This is a genomic window from Legionella sheltonii (genome assembly GCF_026191355.1).
Classification (GTDB): Bacteria; Pseudomonadota; Gammaproteobacteria; order Legionellales; family Legionellaceae; genus Legionella; species Legionella sheltonii.
The window spans coordinates 225818-250570 of record NZ_JAPHOQ010000002.1; the positions used below are offsets into that span (position 1 = coordinate 225818).

Consider the following 24753-nt stretch of genomic DNA (forward strand, 5'->3'; position numbering starts at 1 on the left):
GTAGGAAAACTGAGAAATTTATACTCTTTAGCGCCTTTTTTTCCTGGCCTAGGTTACTGTTCCATGAAAAAAATGTGTCCATTTCTATCCTACTGTGCCTACTATTCTTATTTGTTTGTTATCAGGAATCTCCTGATATGACAAAACATGAAAGTCATGAGAGATATTACGCACAAATCGTGCCAACACTGCGCGTATCCCCGGTTGTACAACCAAAACTGAACTCTCCTGCTTTGCCTGCTGTTGCATTGCTAATTGTGTTAAAGAATGTTGTATCTTATCTGCCATTCCTGGCTCAAAATTTACGCCGCCAGATCCACTACTCTGAATAATGTTTTGCAATAATTGTTCCAACTCGGGTTTTAATGTGATGATCGGCAGCTCTTCATGAATACCACTGATTTTTTGCGTAATTAATCGTGATAAGGCAATTCGTACTTGACTGATTAGGTACTCTGTATCTTTAGATTTTGGCGCTAGTTCCGCCAAAGTTTCGACTATGGTCCGAATATCAGTGAGAGGAATGTGTTCTACTAATAATCCTTGTAATACTTTACTGACCATGCCTAATGAAAGTCCATCTGGGACCAGCTCTTTTACCAATTTAGGTGAATTTATTGCAAGCTTATCTAACAGCTGCTGTGTTTCTTCATAACCTAATAACTGTTGACTGTTTTGCTCTAATATTTGGCTTAGGTGCGTAGCAACGACTGTTGAGGCATCAACTACAGTATACCCCAAAGTATGTGCCTGCTCTTTTTGACTTTCATTTATCCAAACCGCTTCCATACCAAATGCTGGGTCATGAGTTTTTATTCCCTCAATTTCGCCAAAAACTTGTCCTGGATTGATAGCCAAACTACGATCTAAATGAATTGAGGCCTCTCCCATTACAACTCCCGCCAAACTAATTCGATAATGGTTAGGTTTTAAATCCAAATTATCACGTACGTGCACAGAGGGAATTAAAAACCCCAGTTCTTGAGATATTTTCTTGCGTACCCCTTTTATACGAGATAGTAAAACACCGCCTTGTGACTGATCCACTAAAGGGATCAGGCGATATCCTACTTCGAGGCTAATCACATCAACTGGATTCACATCGTCCCATGAGAGTTCCGATGAAATACTAGGACTTTGCATGGCCAGAGATTCATTTTCCTGATTGAGTTGTTCTTTGCGTTTTACCTTTTCTTGCTGTTGAAACAAATAAGCAATTCCCGACAAACCTGCAGCAAGTAAAATAAATGCGACATGAGGCATTCCAGGGATAATACCAATCAATCCGATAATTGCCGCTGCAATAATTAACGAACGTGGGTTAGCCAGCAATTGGGAAATCACTGCATGTCCCATATTTTGCGCACTAGAAACTCGCGTAACAATAATGGCTGCGGCAGTTGATAAAACTAAAGAAGGTACTTGCGCAACCAAACCATCACCAATAGTTAATAGGATATAATTATGCAGTGCATCAGAGACGTTCATTCCATGTTGAAAAACACCAATGATCAAACCACCAATAATGTTTACAACCAGAATTAAAATTCCAGCTACTGCATCACCACGAACAAATTTACTGGCACCATCCATAGAACCATAAAAGTCTGCTTCCTGGGCTACCTCTAATCGACGCTTTATTGCCTGTTCTTGATTGATTAACCCTGCATTCAAATCAGCATCGATAGCCATTTGTTTCCCAGGCAAAGAATCTAAAGTAAAACGCGCACTGACCTCAGATACACGCCCCGCACCCTTAGTGACCACAACAAAATTGATTACTACCAAAATAATAAATACGACAAGGCCTACAGCATAGTTTCCACCAATAACTACTTCACCAAATGATTGAATCACATGCCCAGCAGCATCCGTTCCTTTATATCCATTGAGTAATACCACGCGGGTTGACGCAACGTTTAACGACAATCGCAACAAGGTAGCAAGCAATATCACGGTTGGAAATACAGCAAAATCGAGAGGTCTTTCGCTGTATATTACTGCTAACAGCACTACAAGAGATAAAGCAATATTAAAAGTAAAGAACACATCCAATAAAAAAGGAGGCAAAGGCAGCATCATCATGCCAAGCATCATGACCAGCACTAAAGGCGTACCTAAACCTTGACGCAGCCAATATTGAATGTAGTGCAATGCTTTATTCATTAGCATTCTCCTCTGCTTTGCGCGCTAATTCGGGCGGAATAGGAACATCCTGTAATACCGTGGGTTTATAATCGTAACGTTCCTTATCTCGCAGCTGAAACACATAGGCTAAGACCTGGGCTACAGCGACATAGAGTCCTCTGGGTATTTCCTTATTCAATTTGGTAGAAAAATAGAGCGCACGTGCTAAGGGTGGTACCGAAATAATGGGAATTTGATGTGATTTTGCAACTTTGTTTATTTGAAAAGCAACTAAGTCTTTGCCCTTTGCCACAACTATGGGTGCCTTATGACTCTTTTCTTTATAACTGATTGCTACGGCATAATGAGTAGGGTTAGTTAACACGACATTCGCTTTAGATATTTCATTCATCATCCGTCGCCTCGAGATTTCTTGCTGGGCGCGACGAATTGCACTTTTTACCTCCGGCTTACCTTCTGTTTCTTTATATTCATCTCTCAATTCTTGCATCGTCATTTTCATATTTTTTTGATGTTCATACAATTGAAAAGGCACATCAAAAGCAGCAATCACAATCAAACTGGCAGTAATTAATACAAATGACTTCACTACGATCAATGCACCGCTGCCAATTGCTGTTTCTATGGGAACATGAGCCAAAGCTAACAAGGCAGGTACTTGTGCTTTCAATACCACTATGGCTACAACTGCGACTAAAAGAAATTTGAAAAACGATTTAATCATTTCGGCAAAACTTTTCACCGAAACCATTCGTTTAAGTCCTTGAAATAGGTTGAGTCGTGAAAACTTAGGTTGTATCACTTGCGCGCTAAACACCCACCCTCCCATAAGCAAAGGAGCCGCCAAAGTAATCAGAAAAATTACAACCAATAAAGGTATTAAAGACCAAAATCCCATCTTGGCTAGAAAAAATAAACGTTCTAAACTTGTCATAGGCGTAATAATAACGCGTGTATCAAACTCAAAGGCATGACGCATCATTGTTGCCATCTGATGCGCTAACTGTTTACCAAAAATAAGAAATCCTAAAGCAGTAAAAAGTAAGGTCACTGTGGTGTTGAAATCTTTTGAACGAGCAACCTGACCTTTTTTTCGTGCTTCTTTGAGCCGTTTGGCCGAGGGCTGTTCGGTTTTTTCTTGTGCTTGTTCTTGCTCTGCCATCAGTGCAACATCCCTATCATAAAACGCATTCCATCTTTGATAAGATCTGCCATTTGTGCGGCAACACTAGGCAAACCCACCTTAATCACAACCATTCCCATGATCAACGTTATAGGAAATCCTAAGGAAAAAATATTCAATTGTGGTGCTGCACGAGACATAATTCCGAATGCAAGGCTCACAATAAGTAAAGACAATAAAGCCGGAATTGAAATCAATAAGGCCTGTTTAAACATCCAGCCCGAAAATAAAATGACATTCCAAACCATAGATTGAGTCACTGAAAGCTGTCCTATAGGCATGATTCTGAAACTATCCAATAAGGTTTCAAAAACAGTCAAATGACCATTAAGTGCCAAAAAAATTAAGGTCATCATCATGGAGTAAAGCTGGCTAACCAGTGGGACGCTGGCTCTGCTTGCAGGATCCATCATCACCGCAAAACTTAGGCCAGCCTGCATTGCAATAATTTGTCCACCCAAAACAAAAACCTGAAAAACGAGTTGTAAGACAAATCCCATTAACAAACCAAAGAGCAATTCCTGGAGGATATATCCTAAAAAAATTCCTTTGAAATTCAGAAAAGAAAGTTCTTTAGGAACCATAAAAGCACAGGCACAACTTAAAACAAAAAGGAAAATAATTTTAATGCGCGCTGGTAATAAGACAGAAGAAAACACTGGTACTGTAAGCAACAACCCGCCAATACGACCCATTGGCCAAATAGCCTGACTTATCATACCGATAATTGTTGGATAATCCAGCTTCATCTTGAATTAGCCTATTAAGTAAGGAATATTGGTAATTAACGAATCGGTGTAATTCACCATCGTTTTCAATAACCAAGGACCAGCAAATACAAGCATCAAAAAGGTAATAAATAATTTGGGTATAAAACTCAAACTCGTTTCATTAATTTGTGTCGCTGCTTGAAACATAGAAACGAGAACACCAATAATTAAACCAGGAAGAATGAGTACTGTGATCAATAACAGCATTAAATACACACCCTCACTGCATATAGAAACTACAGACTCTGGAGTCATATTATTTCCCTATAATTTGGGGCTCTGTTTACAGCGCTACCTTCTCGGCCCATCCCTACGTCAACCCAGGCAACGAGCAATGATGTGGTAAAATAGCGAATTGTAAATAGTCCCTATTTTCTCTTAATTTATAACGCTGGACGTAATGCTGCATTAACTCATAGCAAAACTCGAAGCCAGTGAACCTAAAATGAGTGTCCAACCATCAACCATAACAAAAAGCATGATCTTAAAGGGTAATGAAATAATTAAAGGCGATAACATCATCATACCCATAGCCATTAGAACACTAGATACCACCATATCAATAATCAAAAAGGGCAAAAATAAAATAAATCCAATCTGAAAAGCTGTTTTTAATTCACTGGTGATAAATGCAGGAATCACGACACTCATTGGTACTTCATTAAGCGTAGCGGGATTTTCTTGAGCGAATTTTTCAAACATGGATAAATCATTTTTGCGTGTTTGATTTAACATAAATTCCCGTAAAGGTACTTGGGCATTGGCTAGGGCCTGAGGAAATTTAATAGTCTCTGCGAGATAAGGTTGTACTGCACTGTCATTGATTTTATTAAATACAGGTGACATCACAAAATAAGTCATAAATAAAGCAATACCAATTAAAATTTGATTAGTTGGAGTTTGAGCCATCCCTATAGCCTGACGTAAAATGGAAAGCACTATAATTATTCTTGTAAACGCTGTCATTGCCATCAACATCCCAGGCAACACGGTTAACAACGTCATAAAAATCAAAATTTGGAGGTTAACGCTGTAGGTCTGTTCGCCATTGGCACCAGGTTGTACGGTCATTGCAGGCAAGGATAACGGTGCTGCCTGTAAAATCAGTGGGAAGCAACAAAATAAAATAAGAAATAGTGTCGCCTGGGTGCAGCGTAGCGGAATACGGGATGTTTTACCGTCATCCCGAGTGTCACGAGAAATCTCCCATCGCAACCCTGCGCTAAAGCGATAAGATCCCGCGCGACGTTCGAAATGACGGAGACTTTTCTCATGAGAATTACAGAATATTGGATACCAATGAGTAATTAAATTCATTATGTTCATCTTATGATTTCACAACCGATTTAAGCAGAGCCGCAAATGAAGGTTTATTTAGAGTGTCCTCAAATCCTGGTGGAAGCTGTTCGCCAAAATCATGGAGTAATGTGATGTTTCCGGAACCTGAACCAACCAATAAATAACGAGTTCCCACCTTTAATAAGGTGATTTTTTCTTTAGGTCCTAAAATCATACTGGCCATGGATTGAAATCCGTTGGTCGAGCCCATATGCATACCATGAAATCGCCTCACTACCCAAGACAATAACATGATGAGTAATAAAACCAACAATAGGCCCATCACCACACGTATGAGCTCTCCTTGATTGAGTGCACTTTGCATTATCTTAATCGCTTAATTCGTTCTGCTTGAGTGACAATGTCGGTTAATCGCACTCCAAACTTATCATTAACGACAACAACCTCTCCGTGCGCAACTAAAGTGCCATTGACTAAAACATCAAGCGGATCACCCGCTAAACGATCCAGGGCAACAATCCCGCCTTGGTTTAATCGAAGCAAATTACGAATGGTCATTTTGGTATGACCAATTTCTACCTTCACAGATACCGGTATATCTAAAATTAAATCGAGTTTGTCGCTGTCTGCTTCCTGAGGAAGAGTATTTGCTGGTTTGGGTTGTTCCATTTCTTGAGACATTACTTATCTCCTAATAACTAATGTTTTTTATTATTTTTACTGCGCGTTTTTCATTTGCAGCACCTTGAGTTGCCGTAAAACCTGGAATTCCTTCAATATCTAAAGTAACCACTTCTTTCATTTCCATTGGTATGAAATCACCTACTTGCCATGACATCACTGCCCCTAGAGTGCTTTTTGTTTCAGCCATTACAGAGCTTACCGTTAATTCAACATCCATTAATTCTTCTTTCAGCGATTTAACCCAGTTAGGATCAATTTCATCATCGGGTCTAGAGGCACCAAGTTCCAATTGCTCTTTAATCGGTTCAACCATGGAATACGGTAAAATGAAATAAAAAGTTCCTGTTTCTTTCCCAAAATCCATCGAAAATCGTGCAACTAACAACATTTCTTCAGGTTCTGCTATATTGACCAATTGCGGGTTTGTTTCATCATTAAATTTGGTAATATCAAGCTGTATAATTGGCTTCCAAGCCTGAGTCAGGTTGGCAATCAGTTTCTTGGTAATTACATCCATTACCCGTAACTCAGTCGCAGTAAAATCAGTTTTGTCTTTTTGAGCAAAAAATTGCGAGCTTCCACCAAAATAATAGTCGACCAGATCGTAGACAAAAGTACTATCAAAAAGAATAATCCCTTTACCACGTAATGGTTTAAATTTAGAAATACACATTAAGCTTGGATTGGGTAGACTCTCCATAAAATCACGGTGTTTGGTAATGAGCAATGGATCTTGTTTAATCTCAAAATCTTTGGCGGTAACGTTGTAGACATCTGATGCAAATAAGCGCACAGCGCGATCATAAATTCTATCTAATACAGGTAATTTGCCTTTGACTATGCGTTCCTGAGCCGTAAAATTCAGTGTTTTTACATCATTTTCGTCTTTTATCTCTACTGTCTCAAATACAGCCTCAGTAACCTTCTTTTTATTCGCTTTTGCTTTTTTATTGTCGCCTTTTTCATCAGAAACTGCAGGCTCTTTTGAGTCTTGATGGAGATCTTCAGGATGTTCATCCACAGTTTTCAGCAGAGCATCTATTTCTTCTTGTGATAAAACGTTTTTATCAGCCATATCAGCAATCCATACTAATTTTAAACTTGAATTCACTCATTAAATTCAAGGAACCACCTGATTTTTCTATTGAATATCTACGTTATGCAAACTATATGCCATTTATATAAAGTGTTGTCATCAGACTAGGACATGCAACTTGGGTACTACTCAGGTCCCATCACCCAAGCAACACTCGTCAGCCCAAGCCACCCTGGTCATCCCGAGTTCAGCAAGGACTCTCGATGCTGTAGCACAGTATTTTAAGAGAGTCCTATTTGCCCTCGTGATGACGGAGGGAAGAATGAGGAGCCTATTAAATTTGACAGTCAAAAAATCATCTGCCAATCATTTGACAATGTATTCAAATTAATGGGTAAAAATGCAAGCAACTTTATTCATTCGTTTGTTGCTGGCATTTCGCTTGCGCCATTCTTCGACAATTATCCTGGCAATCAATTTGATCTGAGTTCAAGCATTGTGAATTAATACAATCTTGGGTTGTATTATTGAAACACTGCGACTTGTCATATTTTTGTGCGCCTAAATTATCTTGAGGGATATCCGCTGCACAAACTGAAAAAGAAAAGAAAAATCCAAAAATGATTAAACAAGTTTTCATCATAATTCCTTTTAAATGTGTTCCTAAATGAATTATAGTCTTAGTATAGAATATAATTGAATGAAGAAAAAATGCACTGCAAAACAAGAAAGTTCACTAATTTTAGCCGTGCACGCTTTAGTCAATCGTTTTGCATACGTCCAGATAATGAAGAGCAACTTGCTGATTATCTTGCTCATAATCCTCAGCAAAACATTCTCGTACGGGGCTCAGGCTTAAGTTATAACGACAGTTGTTTTAATACTGATGGTTTGATTATCGACACCGCACGTCTGAATCATTTTATCGATTTTAATCATGAGACCGGGATTATAGTATGTGAAGCTGGAGTATCACTCCAAGATTTATTTTTAGTACATCCTGATTTCATTCCTCCAGTTCTTCCTGGTACCGTTCATGCTACCGTAGCCGGTGGAATTGCTCATGATGTGCATGGAAAAAACAATCACCAATCTGGGAGTTTTGGCCATCATCTCCTTGGATTTGATCTACTCATGGGCAATAAAAAACTTCATTGCAGCCGTGAGGAAAACAGCGAATTATTTCATGCCACCATTGCGGGCTTAGGACTCACCGGTGTTATTACTCGAGCCGAACTTCGTCTAAAAAAAGCGCCTCGCTTTGTTCATGCAGAACACAAGCAATTTGAATCCATCCAGGCATTAACTGAAAATATGGTAGCCGAGGGTATTCATCATGACTATCAGGTATCTTGGCTTGATCTTCTGAATTCCACCCCTCGAGCCATTCTTTCTACAGCGGATCATTGTGAACCAATCAACGCAGAAAAACCAAAGATCCATACCGTACCTAAAATTCCATGTTCTCTGATCAAGCGATGGAATATGAAATTGTTTAATCAGCATTTTTTTACCAGTAAAAAAGGTCAAGAAAAATTAGCACTGGAACAATTTAATAATCCACTTGATAAACTCATGCACTGGAATAGACTTTATGGCCCTAAAGGATTGCTTCAATTCCAAGCTGTATTTGATGTCGATCATGCGACAATTATTTTGGAGCAGTTAATCGAATTAATGCGGATTAATAAAGCTACCCCTACTCTAGCTGTCCTCAAGTTGTTTACCCAACCCGGTGAGGGCTTACTCTCTTTTTGTAAACCAGGATTTACCTTAGCCGTTGATTTCGTTCATAATCCTCAGGCAACACAAGCAATATCGGCGATGAATCAGCGAATCACTGAACTTAACGGTCGAATTTACTTAGCTAAGGATTTGTTTTTGAATGAACAACAATTTCATAGCATGTATGAGAATCATCAACAATTTTCTCAGATTTTAGGCCATTATGGCTGTACAATGCACTCTGATCTGGCAAAACGATTAGGGATTGTAAAATGACGCAAAGAACTTGGATGATACTCGGCGCAACCTCCATTATTGCCGAAAAATTTGCACATATTGTTGCTCGCTCGGGGCATCAATTACTGTTGGTAGGACGCCAACAAAAGCAGCTCCAAATCATTGCCAACGATATTATGCTTCGATATAAAATAAATTGCGATGTACTTGTTGTGGATCTGATGGAACAGGTCGATACATTAATCACTGTATTTAAAACAACAGAGAATGAATTGGATTTGTTCATTGCCCACAGTGATTTCACCGATAACGAGCATCTTAATGTCGAGACAATAACCCACCTCATCAGACTCAATATTCTAACGACTACCTTAGTCATCCACAGCTATTTAAATCGTCAGCAAAAAGAACATCATTTACTTTTTTTAAGTTCCGTTGCGGCATGTAGAGGACGTTCCAAAAACAGTCTGTATGGTGCAAGTAAAGCAAGTATCGAAGTTTATCTTCAAGGCCTACAACAGGCTGCCAGCACTAATCAACACATCACCATCGCCCGCTTAGGCTTTATTGATACCAAACAAACCTATGGCCTTCCGGGAATTTTTTATGCTGCACCACCAGAGTCTTGTGCAAAAGCCTGTTGGAAGGCTTTAATGCGTAGAAAAAGGATATTTTATTATCCTCATTTCTGGCGAATGATTATGGCAATTATCACTAGAGTACCATTTTTTCTGTATAAAAAAATGGGCAAGATTTGATGTTGAATGCCTATCGATTTTTAGTGGAACCCGGGTTAGGGCTTCGCCATCACCCAGGCAATGAGAAATATCTAATAGATGTAGTTATTTTATGATCTTAATCATAGGCAAGATGGTTTTTATCAATCCAAAAAATTGTAAAATGTAGATCACTAAAACAATAAGTACCAGCACATTTAACAGACTTTTAATTGATGGAGGCATAGGGATAAAAGTGTCTATTAACCATAACACTACCCCAAAAATAACAATTACGGCAATTAAATTGAGTAGTCCACTCATGACTGTCCTTATTAAGATTGTTTCTTAAAATTATAGCAGAGTTACAAATACTTAGATTTTTGCAGACTGATGACAAAAAATGTGAGGATAATCTGACCCTCGCGATGAGGGCTAAATGCCCCTGATCAACCTCTGCTAATCAAAGGCATCTTACAACCATGCGACACGCAATAGAAAATTACTGACAAACACCTTATTCGCTTTGAGGGCCTGTTTTTTCCTTCAATAGATCCCGAATTTCAGCTAATAAAGTTTCTTCCCTTGTTGGTGGCGTTTCTTTCTTTTCTTCGTTTTTCCTTAATAAAGAAATCATTTTAATTGCTATAAAAATTGAAAAGGAAATGATGGTGAAATCAATCACTGCCTGGAGAAACTCGCCCCATTTCACCACCGCATCACCGACGGTAAATGTTTTATTTGCAACATTGATTCCGCCTAATAATAGGCCTATCAAAGGCATAACAATGCCACTAACTAATGAACTCGTAATTTTGCCAAAGGCAGCACCAATAACCACTGCGACAGAAAGATCAATTACATTTCCCTTGAGGGCAAACTGTTTAAACTCTTGTAAAAAACGCATGTCATCTCCCTATATATGCTTATTTACAAAAGTAACCTGGAAAAAATTCCAGGCTACATCCAATTCATTTATGAATGGCGAACCATTTCTCTAATTTCTTCTATCTTTTTCTCCAAGTCATCCGGAGCAACACCGCCACCTTGGGCCATATCATCCCGGCCACCGCCTTTCCCGCAGAGATGTCTTACCAAACTGGCCGCAGCAGGAGCTTTGCCTAAAATATTTTTACTCACCCCAGCAATCACATTCATTTTATTTTCATCGAGTGTAAATAAAACAATCACAGCTGAATCAAGTCTTGATTTCAATTGATCCAAAGTAGTGCGCATGGTTTGACTGTCTGCTCCTTCCAATTGTTTCACAAGCAAACTAATTCCATTGATTTTTTCTACCTCATTGGCCAGATCAGCTCCTGATTTTTGTACTTTCTCGCTGTGCAATTTGGTAATTTCTTTTTCCAAACTTTTATTTTCAGAGATGAGTTGCGTGATTTTATCTGGTAGATTATTGGTTGTGGTTTTTAATAAAGACGCTAATTCACGTAACAAAAACTGTTGTTCATTCACCCAAATTAAAGCATAACGACCGGTCACCAGCTCGATACGTCGTACCCCACTGGCAATCCCATATTCGGCAACGATTTTAAACAACCCGATATCGCCCGTCCTTCGTGCATGTGTTCCGCCACAAAGTTCTTTAGAGAATTCGCCCATGGATAATACACGCACTTTATCGGTATATTTTTCCCCAAAAAGAGCGACGGCACCGCTTTTTTTAGCAGACTCAATATCCATAATCTGGGTTACAACTTCATTATTTGCACGAATTTGGTCATTAACTAATTGTTCAATTGCTTGTATTTGTTCCGAAGTTAATGATTCAAAATGAGAAAAGTCAAAGCGGGCGCGCTCTGCATCAACTAATGAACCTTTTTGCTGGACTTGTGGCCCGACGACTGTTTTAAGTGCTGCGTGCAACAAATGAGTTGCAGTATGATTTAAACGAATTGCCTCTCGACGTTCGTTATCGATTTGCGATTTAACTAACTGATCCAGGGTCGCAGTACCTTCGACTACTTCTCCATAATGCACAATGGCTTGAGCTTTCTTTTGTGTGTCATCGACACGAAAACTAAAACCTGGTCCTGTTAAGAATCCTTTATCGCCTACTTGTCCCCCACTCTCTGCATAAAACGGAGTATGATCAAGGACTACAGCTCCCTTGATGCCTTCGTTTAAAGAGTTCACTTCTGTTCCATCCTGAACCAAGGCAATAATTTTGGACTCCATCTCTTTTTTCTCATACCCATGAAAATCAGATTGGTAATCCAATGGAGCACTGGTACTGTAATCAACGCTGAATTGACTGGCTGCCTGCGATTGTTCGCGTTGCTGTTGCATCAATTGATTAAAACCATCCATATCCACATAGAGACCTTGTTCTCTGGCGATATCGGCAGTTAAATCAACAGGAAAACCATAAGTATCATACAGCTTAAATGCAATTTCCCCTGATATTTCATGGCCACCAAGAGAATGCATTTGTTCTTGCAATAAGCGTAAACCTTGATCCAGAGTACGAGCGAATTGATTCTCTTCTTGATTAAGAATTTTTTCTATATGCGCCTTATATTTTATCAATTCAGGATAAGCATCTCCCATGACTTCAATTAAAGGCTCTACCAATTTAGAAAAAAATGGAGTTGGCAAACCTAACTTATTACCATGTCTTATCGCTCTTCGAATTATTCTTCTCAGCACATACCCGCGGCCTTCATTGCCTGGAATTACTCCATCAGCAATTAAAAACGCACAAGAACGAATATGATCAGCAATTACTTTTAACGAGGTATGGTTTAAATCGGCAATATCAGCAAGTTTTGCAATAGATTTTATTAAATATTGGAAACTGTCTATTTCATAGTTGCTGTGTACGCCTTGCACTACTGCTGCGAGTCGCTCGAGCCCCATACCTGTATCCACAGAAGGTTTGGGTAGCGGATGTAGGTTTCCATCCTTATCCCGATTAAACTGCATAAATACCAGGTTCCAAATTTCTATATATCGATCCCCATCTTCATCAGGGCTTCCTGGAGGACCACCTGGGATTTCAGGACCATGATCATAAAAAATTTCAGTGCAAGGGCCACAAGGACCAGTATCCCCCATGGACCAAAAATTATCTTTTTCACCACATCGTGAAAAGCGTGTAGCGGAAACCTTCATTTCTTTTAACCAAATATCTTCTGCTTCCTGATCTTCTTTATAAACAGTCACCCACAAACGCTCTTCGGGTAAACGCAGAACTTGAGTTAAAAATTCCCAAGCAAATTTTATGGCTTCTCGCTTGAAATAATCGCCAAAACTAAAATTACCCAACATTTCAAAAAACGTATGATGTCTTGCGGTATAACCCACATTTTCCAAATCATTGTGTTTTCCACCAGCACGCACACACCGTTGTGCAGTAACAGCTCGTTGATAAGAACGCGTTTCAAGTCCTAAAAATAAATCCTTAAATTGCACCATACCTGCATTGGTAAATAATAAAGTAGGATCATTTGCAGGAATTAAAGAGCTGGATTCCACGAGTTGATGACCACGTTGTGTGAAATAATCAAAGAAGGCTTTTCTAATTTCAGAACTTTTCATTTTCTAATCAACACCAATTTGAGTTAATTTTAATTTTTAATCATAACCTGGGGCGGCGCAGCGGAAACGCTTCATCATCACGAACCTGGCGATGGCTCTCCACTTGTAGCCCCGTATTAGGATCGGAGCTCCCGATTATGCTGCGCTAATCCGGGCTACACAGCGGTTTTTTTTCCTCAAGACTACGATTTCATTTTTATTTTTTCAATTCTTTTTTCACTTGAACAATGGTATCCATTCCAAATCCACGATACAGCAAAAAACGCTGTTGTTTTTGCAATTCGTCAAAAGATAAATCAAGTTGTCCTTTGCTTTTTTTATTCCAAACATCCAAAGCATAAGTCAACCAATTGTCCTCTTCATGGTGTAAGAATTGCTGAATTAATTCCCTATCAATTCCTTTACTACTCAATTCCTGACTTATTTTTAAAGGTCCATAACCCTGACGTATACGTGAACGACTATATACTTCTACAAAACGTCGATCACATTGTAAATCCAAGCGTAGACATTCATCCAACGCTTCTTTTACTTCTGTGGCACTATATCCTTTTTGTTTCAATTTTTCACAAAGCTCGAATGCACTGTGCTCGCGCCTGGACAGTAGGCGCACAGCACTATCAAAAGCTTTAGTCATCAACAGCCTCAAACTCTTCCGCACTGGCTGACGCAAGCATAGGCAGCTTTTTCTCTAAAAGCTCAGTACGAATTTGCTGCTCAAGAGTAGCTGCAACTTGAGGGTTATCCTTCAAGTATAAACGCACATTATCTTTGCCTTGGCCAATCTTCTCTCCTTTATAGCTGTACCAAGCTCCAGATTTTTCAATTAGATTGAGTTGAACACCCAAATTGATAATTTCACTTTCACGAGAAATACCTTCATTGTAGAGAATATCAAATTCCGTCATCTTGAATGGTGGTGCCACTTTATTCTTCACTACTTTAACTCGTGTTTCACTACCTAAGATTTCTTCACCTTTCTTAATTGACCCGATACGGCGAATATCTAAGCGAACAGAAGCATAGAATTTCAGTGCATTACCACCCGTAGTTGTTTCAGGGCTGCCAAACATGACACCAATTTTCATACGAATCTGGTTAATAAAAATGACTAGGGTATTGGAGCGCTTAATATTGGCAGTCAATTTACGTAAAGCTTGTGACATGAGACGAGCTTGTAAACCGACATGAGAATCCCCCATTTCCCCTTCAATTTCCGCTTTGGGAGTCAACGCAGCAACAGAGTCGACAATAATTACATCCACTGCGGCTGAGCGTACCAGCATATCGGTAATTTCCAGTGCTTGTTCCCCGGTATCTGGCTGAGAAACCAGTAACTCATCCACATTAACACCCAGTTTTTGCGCATAGCTTGGATCTAAAGCATGTTCTGCATCAATAAATGCAGCTGTTCCACCCATTTTTTGACACTCAGCAATAACTTGCAATGTGAGTGTTGTTTTACCAGAGGACTCTGGTCCATAAATTTCAACAATACGTCCTTTAGGTAATCCACCAATTCCCAATGCAATGTCTAATCCTAAAGACCCTGTTGAAATGGCTTCGATATCTCGAGATACGGTGCTGTCGCCCATACGCATCACTGAGCCTTTACCGAATTGACGTTCAATTTGCGAGAGGGCGGCTGATAATGCTTTTTGTTTATTTTCTTCCATAATATTTTCCAGGTAGTTTATGCAAGGGTAAAATTATCACACAGATAAGAATAAGCAGCAAATTGATTCACCGGTTTAAAAAAGTTTTTTGTCCAAGCATAGAGCGTAAAAAGACACTTAGAGCTGTATGAAGTAAAAGGGCCTAAGCGATCTACCAGCCCCATTTCTCATATTTAGGATAATTTATAATGCAATAATTGCACAAACGGCTGCTTTAACACTGATTTAGATGAACCAAAATTAAAACAGCCCTATTTTGCTTTAGTTAAACTTTATACCCCCTTCAATCTCATCTCCATCTAAACCAAGCTTTTTTTCTAGCTTCGCTTTTTCTTCTTCTCTTTCTGGTCGGTGCTCCCCAACTACCTTAAGTATTGACCCTACATATTTTTCCCTTAATTCTCGAGCATGTCCAAGTGGAGCAATCTCCTCGGTAGTAGGGAACCTTTGTTCGTCCTGAATTGAATAGGATGAGACATATTTATCTGATTCCTGAGCAATAATATTTTCCACATGAGTAGCCATTTTTGCATGGGAATTCATAATTTGACCTTCATATCCTTTACCCACAAAATCCACTACTTCATCTTTCTCTACTTCGGGTATGCTCTCCATAATGGCCTCTTTATAAAGAATGTCTTCTTCTTTAATAGGCAGGACGAATTTTTTTGTTGAAAAAGCACTCAATATATCATTACGAAATCCTGGATGTTTCTCTTTATCCCACTCTCCGCCACCAAAAGAACAAGAAATCGCTAATGCTTCATCATTGCCCATACGACTAATAAAAGTATCGGCCAATGCTCCAAGGTGATTTCTGATAATTCCTTTTGACTCCTCCGATAAAGTTCTCTCAACGGGTTTGACCATGTAGAGTTTATTATTAAAGGTGGGATCTGTTTTACTAAGAGGGTGTTGCTCTAAGTAGCCCATCCAGGGAAACCAGGTTTCACTGCTTCCACTATTAACACCTGATGATTTGTAGAATGGGTAGAGCACCCCTGAGACTCCCTTGACTACTGTAAGATCTCGATCACCTGTCTTATAAACCGTTATCTTATTTCCGCTATTGAATGTATGCATAAGCCCTCCATGGTCTACTCTGTCTATTGTTTAAATTATAGACAACAAGCCACCTCATAGTGAGTAAACCAATAAGAGAATGAATATTTATTTCTTTGAGATAAGCATGAGCCGTTTTGCCTCCAAGCAAACTCATACTGTTAATCTATTAATCTTTGATGTAAGAAAGAATGCCTGATAATGCCACTTTGCATGCAGCCAGGCGTATCTCTTGTCGATTTCCGGTAAGTTGTTTTTTTACTACTTTAGGATTCATATCTTTAGCGGCCCAACCAAAGCACACAGTTCCCACAGGCTTCTCAAGACTGCCTCCATCTGGGCCAGCAATGCCCGTAACGGATACGGCAACATGTCCCGCGCTGTGTAGTAAAGCACCAGTCGCCATAGCTTGGGCAACAGACTCACTCACTGCGCCATATTCCTCAATTAATTGCTTAGGAACAGACAACAATTCCTCTTTAGCTAAATTACTGTAGGTAACAAATCCACGTTCAAACCAAATTGAACTTCCGGGAATTTCTGTAAGATAACTTGCGACAAGTCCGCCAGTACATGATTCAGCCGTAACTAATTGCCAGTTCTTTTTCTTTAAAATGGCGGCAATTTCTTTGATGAGACTATCAAAGGAACTCATGAGTATACCTCAAGGAACCTGGGTTATGGCTTACGCCTTCACCCAGGTTAAAGACTTAGTGTTGCGTTTGATTTTGAGTTCCACCAGCAGGTTGATTTGGAGCTGGTTGAGTTGTTGTAGTAGTATTTTCAGTTCCTGCAGTAGGTTTGTTACCTTGCTGACCACATGCAGTTAAAGCGAGTGCTAAAAAACCAGTAGCTGCAATTAACGCGAAACGATTCATTTCATTCTCCCTATAAATTTAATATTTTTTTAAATCCCTTTAGATTCTAGCAAATAAATTTAAATTCAACCATGACCTATTGATATTTCAATAAAAAAGTCAACAACAGTGACGATATGTATTTTAAAAGTTCAAAAAATTAACAACCCACTCGGCAAATACGGTATCATTACAGGGTTGCCGTAATGATTGTAATCCACCCTCAACTATTTCCATACCAAGTCTGTTTTTACGCAGTTCAATCAAAGCTTGGGAATAGCTTTTACTGAACTCGGGATGACCTTGAACAGTTAATAGGTTGTCACGAATTTGCAGCATATAAAAGGGACAAAAATCACTTGTGGCCAGAACCTCTGCTTCTGAAGGAAGAACTACAACTTGATCCTGATGGCTAACGAGCAGGTTAAGTTGATTAAGGGATGGGGACATCCACGATTTATGTTGTGTCATTTTATTTACGGACATTCCTACTCCCCAGCCCTTAGGCGATTTAATGACTGCTCCCCCTAATGCTTTCGCGATAAGCTGATGGCCAAAACAAATCCCTATGACTTTTTTTCTTGACTCATGAAGACGTCGAACAAATTCTTCAAGCGCAGCAATCCAGAGAAAACCATCGTTGACACCATGACGACTACCGGTAATCACATATGCATCTGCAGTATCGATATCGCTTGGTAATTCCTCTTGACGAACATCATAAATTTTAAAGGTTAAATTTGGTTCTGCTTGCTGTAGAAATTTAATATACATCTCTGGGTACGTGCCATGAATGGCTATCAACCCTTTTTCTACTTCATCGCATTGTAAGATTCCAATATTCATGATATTCCTCAAGGTGCCTCTGCCAATATAATCGCTTCATCTACAAAGGATGAGGATCTCCATGAATCGCTGCAGTAAGAATGTTTTTGTATTGCAACGCATCAAAAAGAATTGGATTACTTTGCGCTGAGGGATCTTCAGTGGCCATGGTCGCAATACGAGCCACATCACGTGCATCGATGCCAATTTCAACCAGGCTGTGTTCGATGCCTAGTTCACGGCGCAATTGCAGTATCCACTCTAGAAACCCATCAAATCCATTATCAATCTCTAAGTAATACGCTAGGCGCGCTATTTTTTGTTCTATCTCTGAGCGATTGGCTTGCACTACATAAGGCATCAAAATAGCATTTAATCGACCGTGATGCGCATCATATATTGCGCCCAAAGGATGAGCGAGCGCATGCATTGCACCTAACCCACGCTGAAATGCGGTTGCTCCCATCATTGATGCAACAAGCATTTGTGTCCTGGAATTTAAATCGTTTCCATTTTTCATTACTCGAGGCAAATGTTCTTTGATTAAACGGATTCCTTCAACAGCAATCCCTTCAGCCATTGGATGATAATTGGGGGCAGAATAAGCCTCCAGGCAATGAGATAATGCATCCATACCTGTTGCTGCCGTAATCTTCGGTGGTAAAGCAACCGTTAATTCTGGATCTAAAATAACGATGGAAGGTAACATCTTAGGATGAAAAATAATCTTTTTTCGATGGTGTTGTGTATCGGTTATCACCGAAGCACGCCCAACTTCCGAACCAGTACCGGCTGTGCTTGGCAAGGCAATAACAGGCGCTATACCGGCAACATTCACACATCGCCAATTATCTCCTATGTCTTCAAAATCCCAAAGGGGACGAGTTTGGCCAACCATTAATGCAATTGCTTTCGCAGCATCTAAAGCTGATCCGCCCCCAAAAGCAATAACCCCATCATGTTGACCACTTCGATAAGCATCGACACCAGCAGCAACATTTTCACCGGTGGGGTTCGCTTTTACATCAGTGAACAAAGCACCATTTAAACCCGCATCTCGACAATCTGCTAATGCTGTTTCAATCATCGGTAATTTTGCAAGGTTGCTGTCTGTGACTAACAGAGGGGATTTCATGCCCAGAGTACGGCACGCTTCAGTAAGTTCGCGTGCACGCCCCGCCCCTACCCTTATCGAAGTAGGATAATTCCAATTAGCTTTCATTGATAATGTACTCATTTATAGATCCCTTGCTGGGGTTTGTATACAATTTTAGTTCTTGGTCAAAATGCTGCAAATTGTATAAAAAACCCTAATCGTTTGTTTTTAAATGAAAAGATTTAGGCCTGGTCAATGCCTCATATCCTATAGCAGAAAGTGTACATCCACGCCCTGAGTTTTTAACTCCAGTCCAGGCCAAAGCAGGATCCAGATAATCACAACGATTGATAAAAAATGTTCCAGTGTCAAGCTGTTCACCAATGGCGATTCCCTGGTCGATATCTTGAGTAAAGACAGCTGCCGTTAAACCGTAATCACTGTCATTCATTAACGCAATCGCTTCATCGTCGCTGTCAACGGACATGATACCCACCACAGGTCCAAATGTTTCTTCCGTCATTATCCTCATTTTATGGTTTACTTCCGTTAAAATCTGGGGTGCCATATATGCAGACCCTGGTTGATCCATAACAAACTTTTGACTATCAATATGCGCTACAGCACCTTGTGTCACTGCTTCTCGAATCTGGGTACGAACAAATTCCGCAGCAGAAGGCCTTACGAGTGGTCCTAAAGTAGTATCCGGATCATCAGGACGTCCAAGTTTATATTGCATCACCAATGCTACCGCTTTATTCACAAATTGCTCATAAACATCTTTGTGAACGTAAATGCGCTCAATACCGCAACACGATTGACCTGAATTAAAGAACGCTCCATCTATCAGCGTTTCTACTGCTTGATCAATATCTGCATCAAAACGAACATACCCTGGATCTTTTCCTCCAAGTTCCAATCCAACACTCAAAAAACGCCCTGCAGTTACACGTTCCACCATCTCACCACCCGCAACAGAACCTGTAAAAGCAACGTGATTGATTGCTGGGTGACGTAAAACCCTTTCTGTGTCTGCATGAGTCAGATGCAAATATTGGAAAACCCCTTCTGGGAGATTTGCTGCTTTAAATGCCTGAGCAAATCGCTCAGCAACCAGCGGCGTTTGCGCTGAATGCTTCAGCAAGACTACATTCCCAGCCATTATGGCTGGGATAATTGCATTCACAGCGGTAAGGTAAGGATAATTCCAGGGCGCTATGACAAAAGCGAGTCCTAGTGGCTCGCGTTTGATGTAACGAATAAAACCTGCTTTTTCAGGCAATCTAATCGGCGAGAGTGCAGCACTTGCTGCAGCAATCATATATCGAGCACGCCCCTCAAAACCATTAATCTCTCCTGGGGCATAACGAATTGGTCTTCCCATTTGCCAACAGATTTCCCAGGCAATCTCTTCCTTATTGGCAACTAGAGCATCTACTGCAGCCTGACAATAATGCTCACGCTCAGCCAACGAGGTATTAGCCCATTGTTTTTTGGCACTTGATGCTCGGTCTAATGCCAATTGGATCGCATCGTCATCCGAAAAAGCTCGCTCTACATAGAGTGAATTATCTATAGGTGAATAGGTTTTCAATGTATCATTCATGATCTGGAAAATCCGAGTTAAATAATTTCAAAATAGCGATCCAATTCCCAGTCGGTTATATGACGACGAAACTCACGTTCTTCCCATTCGCGTGAGGCAGCAAAATGCTCAACAAATGGTTCGCCAAATAACGTACGGGCAGCTTGTGATTCCCTTAGACGAGTAGCAGCTTCCCAGAGGGTCCGTGGCAAAGCGAGCTCCGATTGATGCTGTTGCGAATGAGAATTACCTGTAATTTCTGGATAGGGCTCCAGTTCATGCTCAATTCCATACAAACCTGATCCCAAAGCTGCTGCCAAAGCCAAATAAGGATTCGAATCAGCAGAACCTAAACGATACTCAACACGCTGTGACTTATCACTTCCCGGAATAACGCGTAATGCTGTGGTACGATTCTCTACCCCCCATGTCGCATCTGTTGGAGCCCAAAAACCTGGAATGAGTCGAGAAAAGCTATTCACAGTAGGAGAAACCATGGCTAAAAATTCGGGCATGAGTTTTTGTTGTCCTGCCACGAAATGTCTTTGAATTTTACTCATGTTATATTGCATTGTAGGGTCGAAAAAAGCACTACCCCTATTATTTTTATGCCGTAAGGACAGGTGGATGTGTCCACTTTGTCCTGGATAGTGTGGGGACCATTTAGCCATAAAGGTTGCTATTTTATTGTTTCGTTGTGCTAAGACCTTCATGAAGGTCTTAAATAATGCAGCCTTATCGCCGGCTTCTGCAGCTTTATCTACAGCAATCGCCGCTTCTATTACCCCTGGACCTGTTTCAGCATGCAAACCCTCAATAGGAAAGTCCATAATCTCACTCATATTGAGGATTTGATGATATAATTCCGCATGAACGGTATTTCGAATCATTGAGTAACCAAAAAAATCAGGGGTCATGGGTTTTAAATCACGAAAACCTTTAGAGCGTATACTTTCAGGCGTTTCATTAAACATGAAGAATTCATATTCCAGGGCTGCATAAGCGTCAAATCCCATCGAATCTGCTTTATTAATAATTCGGCGAAGTAATGCTCGCGGACATAAATTCTCTGCTTCCCCTGAAAATTCCGCCATAAATAACAGTTGATTCTCTTCAAAAACAAGATCTCGGCATGTCTCTGGCAAAATGCGTACCGAAGTGTCGGGATAACCGGTGTGCCACCCGGTATATTTCCCATTATCATAGAGTTTATCTTTGGAATCCCAACCTAAGATTACATCACAAAAAGAAAAACCATTGTCCAAAGCCGAGAAGAATTTATTACGGCTCATATATTTTCCAAGCATCACCCCATCCACATCAAATAAACCAACCTTGACATGAGTGAGATTACGCTCTTCAATAATTTGTTTTGCGGCCTCAACAGACTTAACATCCTTTGTCGTTAACATAGCATTTTCCTTTGCCATTCCATGATAAGTAATTGATAATATCCCAGATTCTATTCTTGAATCCAGGGTTATTTATTGAAGTTTGTAGAGACAATTATGTAAAGATAATTGCTTCCTTTTGTATCTCTAGCTCAGGTTTTTTTGGCTTTATAGACTCATTACCCAAATAAAAATTACATTATGGCAAACCAGTTAATTGCCACGTTTCCGCGACTTAATCTTTTTCTTCATTAAGCGGATTTGGATATCCACACGCTCTTCGTTCTATTGCCTCTACTCTACCTTAAATGATTTTGCTAAAATCGCCCCACTTTCCACTCAAATAAAAAACCTTCATGACCACTGCCCATACACCAATGATGCAACAGTATTTACGCATAAAGTCAGAACACCCTGATATGCTCTTGTTCTATCGTATGGGTGATTTTTACGAATTATTTTTTGATGATGCCAAACGTGCGTCACAATTGTTAGATCTCACTTTGACCCATCGCGGTCAATCTGCTGACAAACCAATTCCTATGGCCGGCGTTCCTTATCATGCAGTGGAGAATTATCTAGCACGATTGATTAAAAAAGGGGAATCAGTAGCAATCTGCGAACAAATAGGGGATCCTGCAACCAGCAAGGGACCAGTTGAACGCCAAGTTACTCGTATTATTACTCCAGGAACAGTGACTGATGAAGCACTTTTAGATGCTAAAAAAGATAATTTATTACTGGCAGTACATCACCAAAAACAAAAAATTGGCCTTGCCTGGGTTGAGCTCAGTAGTGGGCGTTTTCATTTACTGGAATTAACCGAAACGAATCAGCTTAGCGCGGAACTAACACGATTGCAGCCTGCTGAATTACTTTTACAAGAAACATCTCCCTTGGAAGAATACTGCCTGAATTTCCCAATTAAAATGAGACCAGGTTGGGAATTTCACATTGATCATGCTAAAAAACTTTTATGTGAGCAATTTGCAGTACATGATCTTAGAGCATTCGGTGAGCAAGATCATACTAATGCCCTTATTGCCGCGGGTGCTTTATTATCTTATTTACATACGACGCAAAAACAAGCTCTTCCCCATTTAACAACAATGACGCTTGAACATACCCATGATTACTTGCAACTGGATGCCTCGACCCAAAAACATCTGGAATTATTTGAAAATATGAGCGGCAGCCATGAAAACAGTTTGTTATCGTTGTTGGATAAAACCGCATGTACCATGGGCAGTCGTTTACTCAAGCGTTGGTTAGGAAGACCGCTGAAACAACATAACCTAATTAAGGCTCGCCAGAATGCCGTACTGGAAATCATGCAATTGCAACAAAGCATGTCACTCCATGAGTTGTTGCGACAAACTTGTGATGTAGAACGGATTGTCTCGCGTATTGCTTTAAAATCAGCTCGTCCACGTGACTTGGTTGCGTTGAGTCATACTTTAGCATTACTTCCAGAATTGAATTCCGTACTTACTCATCACCAAAGCGAACTCATAGTTCAATTAAAAAGACATATTAAACCGTTACCTGTACTCCAGCAAATACTTGCGACAGCGATTATAGAAAATCCTCCCGTATTGATTCGTGATGGTGGGGTGATCGCCCCAGGTTTTGATGAAGAATTGGATGAGCTCAGAATCCTCAGTACGCGTGCCAATGATAAACTTATCCATTTAGAACAAGAAGAAAAACAAAAAACTGGTCTGTCGAGTCTGAAATTTGGCTTCAATAACGTACAGGGATATTACATCGAGCTTTCAAAAGGCCAATCAGAAAAAGCACCTCCTCATTACCACAGAAAGCAAACCTTAAAAAATGTAGAGCGATATATCACCCCAGAGTTAAAGCAATTTGAAGAGAAAGTGTTGTCAGCACAAGTTAAGGCTTTGGCGCGGGAAAAATGGCTCTATGAAAATCTATTGATCGAAATCCAGAACCATATACACGAATTAACGCTTTTAGCACAAGCACTGGCCAAATTGGATGTATTAGCAACTCTTGCAGAACGGGCTCAAAGTTTCAATTGGTGTTGCCCTACTCTGGTACCTGAGTCACAAATTTCTATTGAAGCAGGTCGTCATCCAGTAATTGAACAGTTACTGCAAGAACGCTTCATCGCAAATGACCTACAACTCAAACCATCGCAAAATATATTGCTCATTACCGGCCCCAACATGGGCGGTAAATCAACTTACATGCGACAAACCGCTTTAATTGTACTATTAGCTCATATTGGCAGTTTCGTACCTGCTAAGTCAGTAACTTTAGGCCCTATCGATAGAATTTTTACCCGTATTGGCGCCAGTGACGATTTAGCCTCCGGTCGTTCAACTTTTATGGTAGAAATGACGGAAACGGCACAAATTTTAAGACAGGCAACTCATGAGAGCCTTGTTTTAATTGATGAAATTGGCCGCGGTACCAGTACCTATGATGGTATGGCTTTGGCTTATGCCAGCTGCGCTTATCTCGCCACGACCATTAAAGCATATACTTTATTTTCCACACATTACTTTGAGTTAACCAATCTTCCCCAACAATGGCCTTGCATTCGGAATGTTCATTTACAAGCATCCTTGGATTCTGGTCGGATTATCTTTTTATATCGAGTCGAACCAGGACATGCGAATCGAAGTTATGGGCTTGAAGTAGCAGAACTTGCGGGGATACCTGCTGATGTTTTAACAATGGCTCATACGCACTTAAATCATATTCAAAATCAGAATCCCTCAGCCACTCCAATACACACATCAGTCGAAGTGAAACCCCAATCACCCATTTTACGCGAACTGGCTCAAATTGATCCGGATCGATTAACTGCAAGAGAGGCTCTTGATTTGATATATCGATTTAAGAGTATGGAAACAGTTGATGCCTAGCCTTTATA

Annotated in this window: 24 protein-coding genes; 3 read left to right on the plus strand and 21 right to left on the minus strand. The window is 40.1% G+C overall.

Translation table 11 applies throughout. The features are described 5' to 3' along the window. Nucleotides 1-84: 84 nt before the first annotated feature. The 9 genes from flhA to OQJ26_RS03055 form a co-directional block, all read right to left on the minus strand. Complete coding sequence (gene flhA, locus OQJ26_RS03015) at nt 85-2166, minus strand: flagellar biosynthesis protein FlhA (RefSeq protein ID WP_265702433.1); 2082 nt, start codon at nt 2164-2166, stop codon at nt 85-87. Beyond that, nucleotides 2159-3310, minus strand: a complete 1152-nt coding sequence (gene flhB / locus OQJ26_RS03020) for a flagellar biosynthesis protein FlhB (RefSeq protein WP_265702434.1) — start codon at nt 3308-3310, stop codon at nt 2159-2161. The genes flhA and flhB overlap by 8 nt, the downstream gene beginning before the upstream one ends. Continuing rightward, complete coding sequence (gene fliR / locus OQJ26_RS03025) at nt 3310-4080, minus strand: flagellar biosynthetic protein FliR (protein ID WP_265702436.1); 771 nt, start codon at nt 4078-4080, stop codon at nt 3310-3312. The genes flhB and fliR overlap by 1 nt, the downstream gene beginning before the upstream one ends. Nucleotides 4081-4086: 6 nt before the next feature. Next, nucleotides 4087-4356 carry a flagellar biosynthesis protein FliQ gene (fliQ, locus tag OQJ26_RS03030; protein ID WP_265702437.1) on the minus strand — a complete coding sequence of 90 codons (270 nt, stop codon included), beginning with the start codon at nt 4354-4356 and terminating at the stop codon, nt 4087-4089. Nucleotides 4357-4509: 153 nt separating this feature from the next. After that, a complete protein-coding gene (gene fliP, locus OQJ26_RS03035; protein WP_265702438.1) occupies nt 4510-5418 on the minus strand; it encodes a flagellar type III secretion system pore protein FliP in 909 nt (302 codons plus the stop codon). 10 nt (nt 5419-5428) lie between these two features. Beyond that, a complete protein-coding gene (gene fliO / locus OQJ26_RS03040; RefSeq protein WP_265702439.1) occupies nt 5429-5764 on the minus strand; it encodes a flagellar biosynthetic protein FliO in 336 nt (111 codons plus the stop codon). Further along, nucleotides 5764-6069 carry a flagellar motor switch protein FliN gene (fliN, locus tag OQJ26_RS03045; protein ID WP_265702634.1) on the minus strand — a complete coding sequence of 102 codons (306 nt, stop codon included), beginning with the start codon at nt 6067-6069 and terminating at the stop codon, nt 5764-5766. Before fliN ends, fliO begins: the two co-directional genes overlap by 1 nt. Nucleotides 6070-6091: 22 nt before the next feature. Beyond that, nucleotides 6092-7159 (minus strand): flagellar motor switch protein FliM, encoded by a 1068-nt coding sequence (gene fliM / locus OQJ26_RS03050; RefSeq protein WP_265702440.1) that lies wholly within the window; start codon nt 7157-7159, stop codon nt 6092-6094. 373 nt (nt 7160-7532) lie between these two features. Further along, nucleotides 7533-7763, minus strand: coding sequence for a hypothetical protein (locus OQJ26_RS03055; RefSeq protein ID WP_265702441.1), 231 nt, complete (start codon nt 7761-7763; stop codon nt 7533-7535). A gap of 68 nt (nt 7764-7831) precedes the next feature. Between OQJ26_RS03055 and OQJ26_RS03060 the strand changes: the two genes are divergently transcribed. Both OQJ26_RS03060 and OQJ26_RS03065 read left to right on the plus strand, forming a co-directional pair. After that, complete coding sequence (locus OQJ26_RS03060; protein ID WP_265702442.1) at nt 7832-9121, plus strand: FAD-binding oxidoreductase; 1290 nt, start codon at nt 7832-7834, stop codon at nt 9119-9121. Beyond that, on the plus strand, nt 9118-9840 hold the full coding sequence (locus tag OQJ26_RS03065; RefSeq protein ID WP_265702443.1) for an SDR family NAD(P)-dependent oxidoreductase: 723 nt from the start codon (nt 9118-9120) through the stop codon (nt 9838-9840). The genes OQJ26_RS03060 and OQJ26_RS03065 overlap by 4 nt, the downstream gene beginning before the upstream one ends. Before the next feature lie 84 nt (nt 9841-9924). Here OQJ26_RS03065 and OQJ26_RS03070 read toward each other — a convergent pair whose 3' ends face one another. The 12 genes from OQJ26_RS03070 to OQJ26_RS03125 all read right to left on the minus strand — a co-directional run bounded on the left by OQJ26_RS03070 (nt 9925) and on the right by OQJ26_RS03125 (nt 21869). Then, nucleotides 9925-10122, minus strand: a complete 198-nt coding sequence (locus OQJ26_RS03070; protein ID WP_265702445.1) for a Thivi_2564 family membrane protein — start codon at nt 10120-10122, stop codon at nt 9925-9927. A 193-nt stretch (nt 10123-10315) separates the two neighbouring features. Next, a complete protein-coding gene (mscL, locus tag OQJ26_RS03075; RefSeq protein WP_265702447.1) occupies nt 10316-10705 on the minus strand; it encodes a large-conductance mechanosensitive channel protein MscL in 390 nt (129 codons plus the stop codon). A 68-nt stretch (nt 10706-10773) separates the two neighbouring features. Then, on the minus strand, nt 10774-13356 hold the full coding sequence (gene alaS / locus OQJ26_RS03080) for an alanine--tRNA ligase (protein WP_265702448.1): 2583 nt from the start codon (nt 13354-13356) through the stop codon (nt 10774-10776). A gap of 196 nt (nt 13357-13552) precedes the next feature. After that, nucleotides 13553-13993, minus strand: a complete 441-nt coding sequence (recX, locus tag OQJ26_RS03085; RefSeq protein WP_265702449.1) for a recombination regulator RecX — start codon at nt 13991-13993, stop codon at nt 13553-13555. Continuing rightward, entirely contained in the window at nt 13986-15032 is a 1047-nt protein-coding gene (recA, locus tag OQJ26_RS03090) for a recombinase RecA (RefSeq protein WP_028381962.1), read from the minus strand. Before recA ends, recX begins: the two co-directional genes overlap by 8 nt. A gap of 261 nt (nt 15033-15293) precedes the next feature. Further along, the gene (locus tag OQJ26_RS03095) at nt 15294-16115 is read right to left on the minus strand and encodes a hypothetical protein (RefSeq protein ID WP_265702452.1); all 822 of its coding nucleotides are present in this window, start codon (nt 16113-16115) and stop codon (nt 15294-15296) included. A gap of 148 nt (nt 16116-16263) precedes the next feature. After that, complete coding sequence (locus OQJ26_RS03100; RefSeq protein WP_265702453.1) at nt 16264-16749, minus strand: CinA family protein; 486 nt, start codon at nt 16747-16749, stop codon at nt 16264-16266. Nucleotides 16750-16804: 55 nt separating this feature from the next. Continuing rightward, on the minus strand, nt 16805-16972 hold the full coding sequence (locus OQJ26_RS03105; protein ID WP_265702454.1) for a hypothetical protein: 168 nt from the start codon (nt 16970-16972) through the stop codon (nt 16805-16807). A gap of 123 nt (nt 16973-17095) precedes the next feature. Continuing rightward, the gene (locus tag OQJ26_RS03110; RefSeq protein ID WP_265702455.1) at nt 17096-17797 is read right to left on the minus strand and encodes a glutamine amidotransferase-related protein; all 702 of its coding nucleotides are present in this window, start codon (nt 17795-17797) and stop codon (nt 17096-17098) included. A gap of 40 nt (nt 17798-17837) precedes the next feature. After that, a complete protein-coding gene (locus tag OQJ26_RS03115) occupies nt 17838-19013 on the minus strand; it encodes an iron-containing alcohol dehydrogenase (RefSeq protein ID WP_265702456.1) in 1176 nt (391 codons plus the stop codon). A gap of 73 nt (nt 19014-19086) precedes the next feature. Further along, nucleotides 19087-20478, minus strand: coding sequence for an aldehyde dehydrogenase family protein (locus tag OQJ26_RS03120; RefSeq protein ID WP_265702457.1), 1392 nt, complete (start codon nt 20476-20478; stop codon nt 19087-19089). A gap of 17 nt (nt 20479-20495) precedes the next feature. Continuing rightward, on the minus strand, nt 20496-21869 hold the full coding sequence (locus tag OQJ26_RS03125; RefSeq protein ID WP_265702458.1) for a glutamine synthetase family protein: 1374 nt from the start codon (nt 21867-21869) through the stop codon (nt 20496-20498). A gap of 335 nt (nt 21870-22204) precedes the next feature. On the opposite strand from OQJ26_RS03125, the gene mutS reads away from it, so the two are divergent. Further along, a complete protein-coding gene (gene mutS / locus OQJ26_RS03130; protein ID WP_265702460.1) occupies nt 22205-24745 on the plus strand; it encodes a DNA mismatch repair protein MutS in 2541 nt (846 codons plus the stop codon). Nucleotides 24746-24753: the final 8 nt, after the last annotated feature.